The organism is Lysobacter sp. Root667, from assembly GCF_001427715.1.
GTDB lineage: Bacteria > Pseudomonadota > Gammaproteobacteria > Xanthomonadales > Xanthomonadaceae > Lysobacter.
Genome location: NZ_LMHF01000003.1, coordinates 35,127 through 48,413, shown reverse-complemented (window position 1 = coordinate 48,413; position 13,287 = coordinate 35,127). Strand labels below are relative to the sequence as shown.

Sequence of the window (13,287 nt, the reverse complement as noted above, 5' to 3'; positions counted from 1 at the left end):
GATGGAGCGAGAGCTGCGCCCTCGCCTTGGGGTAGGAGCGGCGTGAGCCGCGACCTGCGCCGTTGCCGGAGTGGCGTGGTCGCGACTCACGTCGCTCCTACCCCACGGCCGCGCTGCGCTCACAATTCCTTCGAGGAATGCGGATCGATCTCGTACGGATACCGCTGGGCCAGATGCCCCGGCTGACTCTGCACGCGATCGACCCAGGCGCGGAACTGCGGGTAGGGCGCCAGCTCGATACCCGCATCCTCGGCGCGACTTGCATAGGCGTACAAAGCGATGTCGGCGATGGTGTACTCCTCGCCGGCCGCGAACGGACGCAGGGCGAATTCCGATTCCAGGATCTTGAGCGCCCGCAAGGCCGCGCCGCGCTTGGCGTCGATCAAGGCCGGGTGGCGCTGCGGCAGCTTGCCGGTCAGGGTCCAGTAGCGCAGCGAGCCGATGACCGGCTCCACGTACTGCTGCTCGAACGACAGCCACTGCCGCACCTTGGCCTGGGCGAAGGCGTCGCCGGGCAGATAGGGCGAGCCCTGGGCGAGGTAGTCGAGGATCGCGTTGGATTCGGCCAGCGCGCGTCCGTCTTCGAGTTCGATCGCCGGCACCGCGCCGGTCGGGTTGATGCGGCGGTAGTCGTCGCGGCGGCCCTCGCCTTCGAAGATGCTGACGATGCGGGTGCGATAGGGCCGCTGCAGGTGCTGCAGCAGCTGGCGGATCTTCCAGCCGTTCTGCGAGGGCAGGTAGTCGTAGAGAGTGAGCATGGTCGGGCTTCCGGGAGGCGATGGGGCCAGTCTCGGCCAGCGCCCACGGCCGCGATATCCGTTTCTTGCCTTGGCGGCGGGCGCTGCGCGACAAGCGGGTAAAATGCCCGCATGACCCAGGAACTCCCTCTCGGCCGCCACGTCGACTACCCGCGCGAGTACGACCCCGCGCTGCTGTTCCCGATCGCGCGCGCGCTCGGCCGCTCGCAGATCGGCCTGTCCGACGGCGCCCTGCCCTTCGTCGGCCTGGACCGCTGGCACGCCTACGAACTGAGCTGGCTGGACGCGCGCGGCAAGCCGCACATGGCCACTGCGACCCTGACCGTGCCGGCCGACTCGCCCCATCTGATCGAGTCCAAGTCGCTCAAGCTCTACCTCAACTCCTACAACGCCTCGCGTTTCGACGCCGCCGAAGCGGTGCGTGCGCGCATCGCCGCCGATCTGAGCCAGGCCGCCGGCGCCGGGGTCGAGGTCGCCTTCGGCCTGCCGCCGATGCGCGACTCCGCGGCCGAATCGCTGGACGGGCTGGAGGTGGCGATCGACGACTACGGCCCGCCCAACGCCGCTCATCTGGCCGCCGACCCGGCCATGGTCGTCGAGGAGACCCTGTCCAGCGCCCTGCTCAAGTCCAACTGCCCGGTCACCGGCCAGCCCGACTGGGCGCGCGTGGACATCGCCTATCGCGGCCCGCGCCTGGACCGCGCCGGGCTGCTGCGCTACTTGGTCTCGTTCCGCGACCACGCCGAGTTCCACGAGCAATGCGTCGAGCGGATCTTCGCCGACCTGCTCCGCGCGGCGGCCCCGCAGGCCCTGTCGGTGGAGGCGCGCTACACCCGCCGCGGCGGCCTGGACATCAATCCCTGGCGGGCCACGGCAGGCTTTTCGCGCCCGGCGGCACAACGCGACGAACGCCAGTAGGCCCCCGCCCCGGCGTTCACACGGGCGCAATATGTTCTTAACAACTGCCGTGTCATCGTGCTTCCGCCAATTCGGCAGGAGCACGCAAACCCATGACTACCCCGGATAAGAAAGCCGATTTCTCCGACGTGCAAAGCAGCGTCGACAGCACCGAGCAGGTAACCCAGCGGGCTGACTTCAGCGACGTCCAATCCTCGGTCAGCTCCACCGAAGACATTACGTCGTCGACGGCGCCCTCGGACCAGACCTACACGGTGGAAAAAGGCGACACGCTGTCGCACATCGCCAAGCAGTTCTACGGCAAGGCGAACAAGTGGAACGCGATCTTCGAAGCCAATCGCGACCAGCTCGACGATCCCGACAAGATCAAGCCCGGACAGGTGCTGAAGATCCCCGCGATCAACGATTGACCCTCAACGATCCGATCCGCCGGAGCCCTCGGGCTCCGGACGCGCCCGAATGCTTGTTCGCACCTATTCCAGGAGAAACACCATGATGATCCGCAATCGCACGCACTACGCTCTGGCCGCCGCCCTGGTGGCCTCGCTGGCCCTGGCCGGCTGCAAGAAGAAGGAAGAACCCGTCGCCGTAACCCCGCCGCCGGCCGCCGAGCCGGTCGCGCCGGCTCCGGCGCCCGTCGCCGCGACCGCCAGCGTCGCCAGCGTCGACCTGGGCAGCGCCGTAGGCGCCGACAAGAAGGTCACCGCGCCGGCGACCACCTTCAAGCCGAAGGACACGATCTACGTCGCGATTTCCACCAACACCTCCGATCCGGCCGCGACCGTGCCGGCGAAGCTGGGCGCGAAGTGGACCTTCCAGGACGGCCAGACCGTGAAGGACGACAGCGCCGACGCGCAGCTGATGGGCCCCGGCGTGACCAACTTCAGCATCAACAGCCCGAAGGGCTTCCCGACCGGCAAGTACAAGGTCGAGGTGTCGCTGGACGGCGCCGTGGTCCAGTCCAAGGACTTCGAAGTCAAGTAACTCTCTCCCCGCCTGATGGGCGGGCAAGCCCGGGCGCGGTTCGATCAGGACCGCGCCCTTTTTTTGTCCGCGGCTTGCGCGATCAACTGCCAGGGAACTCGCCGTCCAGGTAATACCAGCGGCCGTCCTCGCGCAGGAAACGGCTGCGTTCGTGCAATCGCACCGCCGAAGCGCCGCCGACCTTGTAGCGGGCCACGAACTCGACCATGCCGGTATCGCCCTGCGCGCCGTGCCGCTTCACCTCCAGCCCCAGCCAGCGGGTCGCCGCCGGATCGCCCAGTTCCAGCGCCTGCGGTCGCGTGCTCGGGTGCCAGGTCGCCAGCAGATAGTCGTGCAGGCCCAGCACGTAGGCGCTGTAGCGCGAGCGCATCAGCGCCTGCGGATCGGCGGCCGGCGCGCCCGCGTGCAGGGGGCCGCAGCAGTCGGCGTACGGGCGTGCGGGGTCGCAGGGACAGGCGGTCATGGGACGGTTTCCGGGGTGGCGGGGCGGCGAAAACGCCGGCCGGGAAGCGAATTCTCGGCGAGCGCACGCCGCTGCGACTACCATGCGCGTCCCGGACCCCACCGTGCGACCTGCCATGAAACCGCCCGCCTACCTCGACGACGCCCAGATCGAACGCCTCGCCGACCTGCTCGACCAACGCGCCGTTCCGTTCAAGGGCTTCAATCTCGAGGCGCTGGACGGCTTCCTGTCGGCGCTGGTGGTCGCGCCCGAGACCGTGCCGGCGCCCGAATGGCAGCCCGTGGTCTGGGGAGGCAATCCGCCGCGCTGGAGCAACGAGGCCGAAGCGCTGGAGATCGACGCCCTGCTGCTGGGTCACTGGAACATGGCCTCCGCGCGCGTGCGCCACAACGACGACGACCTGCCCGACCACCTCGCGCCGCTGCTGTGGCTGCCCGAGGACGTCGAAGTCGACCAGGGCGACGACCTCGACGTCGGCCGCGACTGGGCTTTCGGCTTCTTCCGCGGCGTCGAATTGCGCGAAGCCGCGTGGGAAGCCTGGCTGGACGAGAACGAGTGGATCGACGAGATCTTCGTGCTGTTCGACCGCCTCGCCAGCGGCGAAGTGCTGGGCGAAGACCCGGAAGCGCCGGGCACGCCGATCAGTTACCGCGAGCGCCTGGAGATCGTTTCCAGCCTGCCCGGCATGCTCGCCGACCTGCACCACCACCGCATCGAAGCGCTGACCCCGCGCGAACCGCTGCGCCGCGTGGAAACGCCGGACCGCAACGCCGCCTGCCCCTGCGGCAGCGGCAAGAAATACAAGAAGTGCTGCGGGGCCGCCGCCTAAGCCGGAGCGAACCCGCCGCATGCGGCCCCATCCCTGCCTGAGCTGCGGCGCCTGCTGCGCCCACTACCGCGTCGCCTTCCACTGGAGCGAGACCGACGCCTGCAGCGCCGACGGCACGCCCGCGGCGCTGACCGAAGCCGTCGATCCGCACCGGGTCGCGATGCGCGGCACCTACGCCGGCGCGATCCGCTGCACCGCGCTGCGCGGCGAGGTCGGCCGCGACGCCCACTGCACGATCTACGCGCAACGGCCCTCGCCCTGCCGCGAACTGCACGCGGCCTGGGAAGACGGACGGCCGAGCCCGCAGTGCGACAAGGCGCGGGCGGCGTATGGATTGGCGCCGTTGGCGCCGGAGACGTGGGCGTCGGCGAGCGAGGCGTGACCTCGCAATCGCCGCATCGCTGCTCCTTTAGAACGACCGCTGCGGGATTCACGCCCAAGCCGTGCTTTGGGGGAACTGCGTGAACCGCGACCGACGTCATCGCCGCAGTCGCGCGATCGCGGCTTACGCCGCTCCCACAGGAGGCGGTGGCGTTCCCGTCACGTGCGCAGCGGCCTTTGCGCGACGAACCGCCCAGCGACCCAAGTCGCGCTGCCTGCGTGCGGGCCTGGAAAACATCATTCCATCTCGACGGCGCCCGATAGCCCGCCGGCCTTTGCCACACCCCGCCCGAACCGCGACAATGGCGGGCCGGATCGCAGCACCGTCGCGACCCGCCAGAACCCTGCTTCGCCCCTGCGCCCGCGCACGGGACTGGCCCCACTGGAGATCGTAATGACCGAGTTCGTAGCGACGCCGCCCGCTGGCGGCGCCAAGATCACCAAGACCCCGACCGGCCTGAACGTGCCGGACCGCCCGATCGTCCCCTTCATCGAAGGCGACGGCACCGGCCCGGACATCTGGCGCGCCTCGGTGCGCGTGCTCGACGCAGCCGTGGCCAAGGCCTACGGCGGCCAGAAGAAGATCGAGTGGCTCGAAGTCTATGCCGGCGAGAAGGCCAACAACACCTACGGCACCTGGCTGCCCGACGGCACCGTGCAGGCCTGCCGCGATTACCTGGTCAGCATCAAGGGCCCGCTGACCACGCCGGTCGGCGGCGGCATCCGCTCGCTCAACGTCGCGCTGCGCCAGATGCTCGACCTGTACGTCTGCCTGCGCCCGGTGCGCTGGTTCGAAGGCGTGCCCTCGCCGGTCAAGAAGCCGGGCGACGTCGACATGGTGATCTTCCGCGAGAACACCGAGGACATCTACGCCGGTATCGAATGGGCCGGCGGCAGCAAGGACGCGCAGAAGGTGCTGGACTTCCTGCAGAAGGAATTCCCGCAGGCCTTCGACAAGATCCGTTTCGGCACCGCCGACAAGAACGGCGCCTGGCTGAAGGAACTCGAAGCCATCGGCGCGCCGGCGCGCGAGCTGCCGGTCGAAGTCGGCCTGGGCATCAAGCCGGTCAGCCGTCTGGGCACCGAGCGCCTGGTCCATAGCGCGATCTCCTACGCGATCGAGAACAAGCGCAAGTCGGTGACCCTGGTCCACAAGGGCAACATCATGAAGTACACCGAAGGTGGCTTCCGTGATTGGGGCTACCAGGTGGCGCGCGACTTCTTCGGCGCGGTCGAGCTCGACGGCGGTCCCTGGCACGTGATTCCGGAAGGCAAGCCGGGCGCGGGCCTGGTCATCAAGGACGCGATCGCCGACGCCTTCCTGCAGCAGATCCTGCTGCGTCCGAAGGAGTACGACGTCTCGGCCACGCTGAACCTCAACGGCGACTACCTGTCCGACGCGCTCGCCGCGCAGGTCGGCGGCATCGGCATCGCGCCGGGCGCCAACATCAACTACGTCACCGGCCATGCCGTGTTCGAGGCGACCCACGGCACCGCGCCGAAGTACGCCGACCTGGACAAGGTCAACCCGGGCTCGGTGATCCTGTCGGGCGAAATGATGCTGCGCTACATGGGTTGGACCGAAGCCGCCGACGCGATCATCGCGGCGATGGACAAGGCCATCGCCAGCAAGCGCGTCACCTACGATTTCGCCCGCCTGATGGACGGCGCGACCGAGGTGAAGTGCTCGGAGTTCGCGGACGAGATCATCAAGCATCTCTGACGCGACGACGTTCGCATCGGTACACGACAAAGGGCGCTTCGGCGCCCTTTGTTTTTGGGGCACTGCCGCGCCGCGCGTTCAGGCAGGTGAAATGCGGAACCCCGCCGGCCTTCACTTGATAGGCCCGTCGAAAGCTGGCAGTTTCGACGCGACGAGCCCCGCCTCGCGCCCGCACAGGAAAGGATTTCCGATGGCCGACCCGACTGCATCCAACCCGGTTTTACCCAGCCCGGTTCTACCCAGCCCGGTTCTACCCAACCCGGTCCTACCCAACCCGATCCTGCCTTACGACGCGTCCCACCCCGACCACGCCCGTTACCAGAAGGTCTTCGACGGCGTGAAAGCCACGGGGCAGTGGAACGACGCCGAATCGCGCAATGTCGCCGCAGGCCTGTACGACCAGCTCAAGCGCAATCCGCAGATGGGCGACTTCGACCGCATCGTGGTCGGCAAGCCCGACGCCGCGGTGCCGTCGGTGTTCGCGATGAAGGGCAGCAGCGGCGATCCGCCCGGCGCCCAGCCCTGGGTCAGCGTGCCCACGGCGATGAGCAAGACCGACGCCGCGCAAACCTTGAGCGCCTATGCGCACACGCCCCAGGTCGGCAAGGACGGTTACCTCACCGATCCCGGCATCACCAAGCAGCCGATCGCGGCGCTGGAAAAGGGCCCGCTCAAGGACATCCACGCGGTGGTCATGCACCGCACCGAGGGCTCGACCGCGCAAAGCGCGCTCAATTCGTTCAAGACCGGCACCGGCGCCCACTTCCTGATCGACAAGGACGGCACGATCTACCAGACCGCCAGCCTAAACGAGCAGACCCAGCACGTCGGCAAGGTCAGGGGCCGCTGCGTGGAGGAAGGCAATTGCTCGGCGCAGGAGCAGGCCTTCTTCGACAAGACCGGCTGGAACCCCAAGGCCATCCACGACCACGAGAAGGCCAAGCCCTACCCCGACCGCTTTCCGGTGAATGCCGACAGCGTCGGCATCGAAGTGGTCGGCAGCTACAACAGCAAGACCAAAACCTGGGACGCGCCGACGCCCGAGCAGACCGCGTCGATCAACAAGCTGGTGGGTACGCTGCAGAAGGAATACGGGCTCAATGACAAAGACGTCTACAAACACGATGCCATCTCGTACAAGACCCTGGGCGAAGGCGCTGACCTGTACGTGCCTGGCAACCGCACTCCCGCTGCTCCTGTCGTGCAGCCATCCGGGCCCAGTCGATAAGTCCGCCGCCGGCACCGCCGCCGGGATCACGGTCACCCGCGTCGACGGCGCGGTGTTCGACGCCGCGTCCGGCAAGGACGCCAATCTCGAACCGACCTGCAAGGCGTGGAACCTGAGCAAGCAGCAGGTCGCGAACTTCTTCGCCGCCAGCCGCGAGTATCCCGACGGCACCCACGATGCGTTCTATTGGTTGCCCTGTTCGATCAAGGGCCGTTTGACCGCGCAAGGCAGGGAGTGGGAGTTCGAGATCAATGCCGCGGCCACGGCAACCTGGAAGAGCGGAGACACGATCCGCCAGTGGGGCTGCGATGCGAAGGCCTGCGAATCGTTGGTGCTGATGATGCCGGATGGCAACGCGTCCTGACCCGATACGCGGCTCGCGAATCTTCTTCGGCAGAGCACTATCGGAGCAGGACGCAAGCTTTGAAGTAACCGACGGTCAGTTCTCGATCACCGACGGATCACCGACATTCACTTTGCCGGAACCTCCGGCGCTGCCACCGCCGCCTCCACCGCCGTTGTAGCCCGGGTTGTAGCCGCCGCCGTTGCCGCCTGTTTCGCAACCCCCGCCGCCACCGCCAGCACTCCCGCCTTCGATGGCGCGACGATTCGAGCCTTCATAATTGCCGCTGACATTGACTACGTAGTCGGCGCACACGGTTGCATTGCACACAACCCACGTGCGATCGATGAATGGTATTTCCAACGGAGCTCTGAGTTTATCGATAAATGCCTTGGTTGCATCATCGATAATTGGGGTTCTAATGGCGCAGGCCGCGCATTCGTATGGCCCATAACGCTGATCAAGATCGATGCCTGCCAAGCAGGTCGCTGCCACAACAAGCGACAATGCACCGACGACCAAAGCTTTCTTAGTTCTTCCGTCCATAGATTCTCTCTGCCAGTTGGTTAGCTGCTGCGATTTCGCTCGGCGACATCTGCGATTCGAGCGCATTGATATTTCTTTCCGAGAACGTAGCGGGGTCGGCCAGACGTGCGGCCTTGTAGTACGCCAACGCATAGGTGAAGTTCTTTTGCGCTATCACCCCATATACGTACACATTGCTCAGCTGGCTCCATGCATCGATGCTGCCCTTTGCCGCATTGGCAGTCAGGTAAGCCATCGATTTCCGCTTGTATTTTTCCAGCTGTTCCGGGTGCCTGACCCACTCTTCGTATGGGCCCACCACACCATTGATGCTGGGCGCATACAGGAACTGCGCCGTCACGTTTCCGGAGTCGGCCGACTTTTCCAGCCATTGAGCGGCTTCCCTGTATGCCTCAGGCGTGAGGCTTCGGCACTCCGGCGGGGCCAACGAAGCGGGATCGGTGTTCGGCGCATTGCGTCTCGCCATTTCTTGCCGTAAACGGCATTCATTGGCTTTGACATAGATCATCAATGCGGCCGCCATATCCCCGGATTCGGCCATTGGACGCAATCGGGAAAACGCTGCGGCCGCGTCTTCCGTCGTGGGCTCGAAACTTTCTATGTTCGAGTAATGCGGTTTGGCGCTTTGCTCGACTCGAATGCCGACCTGAGCTTGTGTGCCGCTGAGTTGCGGACTTGCTTCGTCATGCTCCGCACTCGATGCGACCTGGCGATCCGGCAAGGGCTCGGTCTTTTTCCCGGCTCTTTGAGCGTGCAGGAAAACATACGATGCGATCACGACGGCGACGATCAACGCTGTGACCGCGATTTTCCCTAGCCTCTTCCTGGCTGCACTGCCCTCTTCCATGACTTCCTCAGACGCCGTGTTATCGCTGTGGAAAGTCTCAACACAGGTCGGAATAATATCTAGACGGAAATGCAGTGCATTTTCCACGCCCCCGGGCATGGCATCGTCGCGTCAACTTTTCGCAGGATCGAAAGGGTAGTCGTTGGCGTCGGCTTGGACCAATGCGCAAGCGTCGTACCCAAGCGATTTATGACCGCCGCTGCCAGGACCGTAGGGTGCGGTGAGCCGCAGGCGAACCGCGCCATCGCGTCGGGCCGGACGTTCGCGTCGGTGCGGTTATCACCGCACCCTGCTCGCGCTGCGCCGTATCGGCTGGCCGCAAATACGAAGGGCGCCCATCGGCGCCCTTCGTGTCCTACACGGTGCGGATCGATCCCGCGTTACTTCGCCTTCGCCGGCGCGGCGGACGCCGCCGGCGCCGCCACCGGCGGTGCGCCGGTCAGCACCTGCGCATCGCCATACGGACCGCGGCCGAGCTTGCCGGTCTTGATCCAGTCCAGCTGCATGCGGAAGTAGCCGTCGGCGATGCGGGTTTCGCTGCGCTCGCCGTTGGCGGCGGTTTCGAACTTGAGGATGCCGTGGTCGGTCTCGGGGAAGATCGCCAAGGTCAGCGGGCGGCCTTCGGCGGCGACCGACAGCAGGCGCTCGCGGGTTTCCTCCGGCGGCGCTTCGCGGTCGGCGCCGGCCAGCATCCACAGCTGCGGCTGCTTGAGCTCGCGCAGCACCGGCATCGGGTCGTAGTTCCAGCTGGTGCCCTTGTCGAGTTCGGGCTCCATCGCCTTGAGCTGCTGCGGCGTGTGGCTGACGACCAGGCCGGTGTACTCGCCCTTCATCGCGCCCCACCACTTCTCCTGGCCGTACTTGTTGCGCGCCACGGTCAGCGCGTCCCAGCCGTCCTTGCCGTGCGAGGCGACGATGGTGCCGGTGGCGTCGGTGACTTCGCGCGCCTTGGCGACGACGTCGTCGCCGTAGCCGGCGTTCCTGAGGTCGAGCGCGACCTGGCCGGCGTCCTCGCCCAGCGGGCTGATCGCCATGCCGTAGCCGACCGCGACGAAGGCCGCTTCCGGCGTCTTGCTGGCGGCCAGCGGAGCGATCCAGCCGGCCTGGCTGCCGCCGTGGAAACCGATCCGGCCGGCGCGCTTGCCGGCCATGCGCTTGGCTTCGCGCAGCGCGGCGCGGGCGTCGTCGGCGAGCAGGTAGAAGTCCTGGGTGTACTTGCCGCCGGACTCGCCGGTGCCGCGCTTGTCGTAGACGAACACGCCGATGCCGTTGGCCGGGAACAGGTTCTGGACGTGGTAGCGGTCGACGCCGGAGTAGTCCTCCGAGCCGTGCACGGTGACGATGATCGGCACCGGGCCGTTGCCGGGCGGCAGCACCAGGCGGCCGCGCAGGTTGACGTCGTTGCCTTCGAAGCGGGTCTCGCTGATGTCGAACTTCAGCTTGCGGCCGTTTTTGCCTTCGAACGCGATCTTGCCCTGCTCGCATTCGCCGAAGCTCACCCGCACGTTGTCGGGGCGGCCGGTCCAGCCCAGGGTGCTGGTCCACTGGCCGTCGTTCTCGCTGAGGCGGCCGCTGCGGCCGTCGATCAGGCGCCAGCGCAACGCGCCTTTGTCGGCATTGGCGACGTCGACGATGCTGCCGTCGTCGAGACGGTAGGCGCCGGCGTGGCAGCTGTTGGTGTCGGTGGCGTTGCTGGCGAACGCGGCCGGGCTGATCAGCAGCGCGGCCAGGGCCAGGGCGAGCGGAATGCGGGCATGGGACATGATGCGGTCTCGTTGGGCGGCGCGGGCGCCGGATCGATGTTCGGGATCGACGTTCGATGGGTGGGATGCGATAACGCGGGTGCGGGTTGCATCGCTGTGTCGGAATTGTGTCGCATGCGGCGAAGTCGCGCTGCGCGCGGCGCCTTCAGCGGTCGTCGTGGTCATGCGCCAGTACGGCGCCCGCGGGCGAGCCGGCGCAGCGCGCGGCTACCCAGTCCGTGGCGGTGTTGGATCATGACGGTGCCCTCCCTGTTCCGCGTCGGCGGGCAGCATGCCATAAGCGCCGCCGACCTTAGGCCGCGGCGGGGGACGGTTCGCGCTGCCTAGCGCGTGGCGGCGGTCGGCACGGCGTCCGGCGCGGCCTGGCGCGCGGCGGCGAAGCGGCGCATCTCGCGTTCCATCACCGCCAAGGGCACCGAGCCCAGGTTCAACAACGCGTCGTGGAATTTGGCCTCGTCGAAGCGACCACCCAGTTGCGTCTCCGCCTCGCTGCGCAGCTGGCGGATGCTGCGATAACCCAGGTAGTAGGCCAGGGCCTGGCCGGGCCAGCTGATGTAGCGATCGACCTCGGTGCGGATATCGTGCGGCGCCAGCGCGGTGTGCTGCGACAGGTAGTCGATCGCCTGCTGGCGGGTCCAGCCGTACTCGTGCAGCCCCGTATCGATGACCAGGCGCGCGGCGCGCCACATCTCGAAGCTCAGCCGGCCGAAGTCCTCGTAGGGCGTCTCGTACACGCCCAGTTCGATACCCAGCCATTCGGTGTACAGCCCCCAGCCTTCGCCGTAGCCGGAGAAATAGGTCTGGCGACGGAAGTCCGGGCGGTCCGGGGCCTCCAGCGCCATCGCCGCCTGGTGGCTGTGCCCGGGCACGCATTCGTGCAGGGTCAGCGCGGCCAGGGTGTACAGCGGCCGCGACGGCAGGTCGTAGGTGTTCATCAGACACGAATCCAGCCCGCCGCGCCCAGAGGTATAGACGGGTGCGATATCGTTCGGCACCGGCAGGATCGCGAAACGCTTGCGCGGCAGCTGGGTGAACAGGTCCTCAAGCCGGCCGTCGACCTTCTTGGTCACGTAGGCCGAATACGACAGCAACTCGCGCGGGGTCTTGGCGTAGAACTGCGGGTCGCTGCGCAGGAACACCAGGAACTCCGCGAAGCTGCCTTTGAAGCCGGTCTTGCGCATCACTTCGTGCATCTCGGCGGAGATGCGCGCGACCTCCTGCTTGCCGATCTCGTGGATCTGCGCGGGCGTCAGCGCGGTGGTGGTGTATTCGAGGATCTGGCTGCGGTAGAAGGCCCGGCCGTCGGGCAGCTCGCTCGCGGCGGTGCTGGTGCGCGTGCGCGGCAGGTATTCCTCGCGCATGAAGCGCAGCAGCTTGGCGTAGGCCGGCGCCACCTCGTCGCGGATCGCGCGCTCGCCTTCGGCCTGCAGGGCGCGCCGGGCGTCCTGGCCCAGGTGCGCGGGGATCGCGGCGAACGTGGCCGAGAACGGATTGTCGGGACCGTCCTTGGCATAGGGTTCGATGGTGCGGTCGCGGCCCTCGATCGCGACCCGCGGCACGCTGTAGCCGCGCGCCAGGCCCGCGCGCATGTTGGCGATGTTCTCGTCGAAATAGCGCGGCAGATCGTGCAGGCGACCGAGCAGGCGCCGATATTCTTCGGCCTTCTGGTAAGGGCGGCGCGGGTTCAGGTCGCCCCAGAAGAAGGTGTCGCTGTTGAACGGCGCTTCGTAGGTGCGGTAGCGCGCGTTGTTGAGCAGTGCGGCGACCGAGGTGCGGAACACGGCGGCATTGATCCGCTCCTCGTCCGACAGCTGCGCCTCGGGCACCGTATCGAGCTGGGCCAGGGCCTTTTCCCAGTAGGCCACGCGGCGCTGCCAGGCCTGCGGCGTGACGCTGGGCATGCGGTCGCCGTCCACCCAGCGGCCGTCCGGCTCGCGTACCTGCACGAACTCCTGCTGGCGCCAAAGCCATTCGGCCTCGTACAGGTCGCGCAGGCGGCGCGTGGCCTCGTTGGCGGCGGCCGTGCCTGCGGATTCGGCGGCGCTGGCCGGGGCCACGCTCGCCAGCGACAGCACGGCGAGCAACAGGGACGGACACAGCAGGCGAACGATCATGCGCGGACCCTTGGCGGCAGCGAAAGAAGGCGGAACACGAAGGCGCGCATCGGACCGATTCCGCCGCCTCGTGCGGCGGAGCCGGTATCGGCGATGGTCCCGGTTCCGTGGGTGCAAGCTTGCCTGCCGCCGGGGTTGGCGTCACGCGGTTCGGGTGACGGGCGGCGCTGGCGCAGGCGGTCGCTGCTGCGCGATGCGGCACAGCGACGGATCGCCGCGGGCCTGCCGATCGGGGTGAAGCCGGAGCTGCGCATGTTCGACATGGTCCCGCCGACGGCGCGCGCGGGTCTAGCGGGCTGGCGCCGTCCCGGATGCGGAAATCGGCACAAAATATGGTGCGCGCCGCAGCATCGGAGCATGCCTTCTGCGGCGCGGCCGCGGGTGGGTCCC

14 protein-coding genes are annotated in these 13,287 nt (G+C 67.4%); 8 read left to right on the top strand and 6 right to left on the bottom strand.

Annotated features, from left to right (window positions below; all coding sequences use genetic code 11):
• Nucleotides 1-119: 119 nt before the first annotated feature.
• Nucleotides 120-758 carry a glutathione S-transferase family protein gene (locus ASD78_RS02870; protein ID WP_056098296.1) on the bottom strand — a complete coding sequence of 213 codons (639 nt, stop codon included), beginning with the start codon at nucleotides 756-758 and terminating at the stop codon, nucleotides 120-122.
• Nucleotides 759-869: 111 nt separating this feature from the next.
• On the opposite strand from ASD78_RS02870, the gene queF reads away from it, so the two are divergent.
• From queF to ASD78_RS02855, 3 genes are all read left to right on the top strand, one after another.
• Nucleotides 870-1,676, top strand: a complete 807-nt coding sequence (queF, locus tag ASD78_RS02865) for an NADPH-dependent 7-cyano-7-deazaguanine reductase QueF (protein WP_055905744.1) — start codon at nucleotides 870-872, stop codon at nucleotides 1,674-1,676.
• A 92-nt stretch (nucleotides 1,677-1,768) separates the two neighbouring features.
• Nucleotides 1,769-2,086 carry a LysM peptidoglycan-binding domain-containing protein gene (locus ASD78_RS02860; RefSeq protein WP_055905741.1) on the top strand — a complete coding sequence of 106 codons (318 nt, stop codon included), beginning with the start codon at nucleotides 1,769-1,771 and terminating at the stop codon, nucleotides 2,084-2,086.
• An 82-nt stretch (nucleotides 2,087-2,168) separates the two neighbouring features.
• Complete coding sequence (locus ASD78_RS02855; protein WP_055905738.1) at nucleotides 2,169-2,660, top strand: hypothetical protein; 492 nt, start codon at nucleotides 2,169-2,171, stop codon at nucleotides 2,658-2,660.
• A gap of 82 nt (nucleotides 2,661-2,742) precedes the next feature.
• Here the strand turns inward: ASD78_RS02855 and ASD78_RS02850 are convergent, their stop codons facing one another.
• Entirely contained in the window at nucleotides 2,743-3,123 is a 381-nt protein-coding gene (locus ASD78_RS02850; RefSeq protein ID WP_056098293.1) for a YchJ family protein, read from the bottom strand.
• Nucleotides 3,124-3,238: 115 nt separating this feature from the next.
• On the opposite strand from ASD78_RS02850, the gene ASD78_RS02845 reads away from it, so the two are divergent.
• The 5 genes from ASD78_RS02845 to ASD78_RS02825 all read left to right on the top strand — a co-directional run bounded on the left by ASD78_RS02845 (nucleotide 3,239) and on the right by ASD78_RS02825 (nucleotide 7,648).
• On the top strand, nucleotides 3,239-3,952 hold the full coding sequence (locus ASD78_RS02845; RefSeq protein ID WP_055905732.1) for a UPF0149 family protein: 714 nt from the start codon (nucleotides 3,239-3,241) through the stop codon (nucleotides 3,950-3,952).
• A gap of 19 nt (nucleotides 3,953-3,971) precedes the next feature.
• Complete coding sequence (locus ASD78_RS02840; protein WP_056098292.1) at nucleotides 3,972-4,334, top strand: YkgJ family cysteine cluster protein; 363 nt, start codon at nucleotides 3,972-3,974, stop codon at nucleotides 4,332-4,334.
• A 393-nt stretch (nucleotides 4,335-4,727) separates the two neighbouring features.
• Nucleotides 4,728-6,056: an NADP-dependent isocitrate dehydrogenase gene (icd, locus tag ASD78_RS02835; protein ID WP_056098291.1), complete on the top strand. Its 1,329-nt coding sequence runs from the start codon at nucleotides 4,728-4,730 to the stop codon at nucleotides 6,054-6,056.
• 190 nt (nucleotides 6,057-6,246) lie between these two features.
• On the top strand, nucleotides 6,247-7,284 hold the full coding sequence (locus ASD78_RS02830; protein ID WP_162250121.1) for a peptidoglycan recognition family protein: 1,038 nt from the start codon (nucleotides 6,247-6,249) through the stop codon (nucleotides 7,282-7,284).
• A gap of 52 nt (nucleotides 7,285-7,336) precedes the next feature.
• Nucleotides 7,337-7,648: a hypothetical protein gene (locus ASD78_RS02825; protein ID WP_056098286.1), complete on the top strand. Its 312-nt coding sequence runs from the start codon at nucleotides 7,337-7,339 to the stop codon at nucleotides 7,646-7,648.
• A gap of 75 nt (nucleotides 7,649-7,723) precedes the next feature.
• On the opposite strand, the gene ASD78_RS20450 is transcribed toward ASD78_RS02825, so the two are convergent.
• The 4 genes from ASD78_RS20450 to ASD78_RS02810 all read right to left on the bottom strand — a co-directional run bounded on the left by ASD78_RS20450 (nucleotide 7,724) and on the right by ASD78_RS02810 (nucleotide 12,897).
• The gene (locus ASD78_RS20450; protein WP_156087554.1) at nucleotides 7,724-8,173 is read right to left on the bottom strand and encodes a hypothetical protein; all 450 of its coding nucleotides are present in this window, start codon (nucleotides 8,171-8,173) and stop codon (nucleotides 7,724-7,726) included.
• Nucleotides 8,157-9,119 carry a sel1 repeat family protein gene (locus ASD78_RS02820; RefSeq protein WP_056098284.1) on the bottom strand — a complete coding sequence of 321 codons (963 nt, stop codon included), beginning with the start codon at nucleotides 9,117-9,119 and terminating at the stop codon, nucleotides 8,157-8,159. The genes ASD78_RS20450 and ASD78_RS02820 overlap by 17 nt, the downstream gene beginning before the upstream one ends.
• A 281-nt stretch (nucleotides 9,120-9,400) precedes the next feature.
• Nucleotides 9,401-10,783, bottom strand: a complete 1,383-nt coding sequence (locus ASD78_RS02815; RefSeq protein ID WP_055905712.1) for an alpha/beta hydrolase — start codon at nucleotides 10,781-10,783, stop codon at nucleotides 9,401-9,403.
• A gap of 323 nt (nucleotides 10,784-11,106) precedes the next feature.
• A complete protein-coding gene (locus ASD78_RS02810) occupies nucleotides 11,107-12,897 on the bottom strand; it encodes a DUF885 family protein (protein WP_056098282.1) in 1,791 nt (596 codons plus the stop codon).
• Nucleotides 12,898-13,287 lie beyond the last annotated feature (390 nt).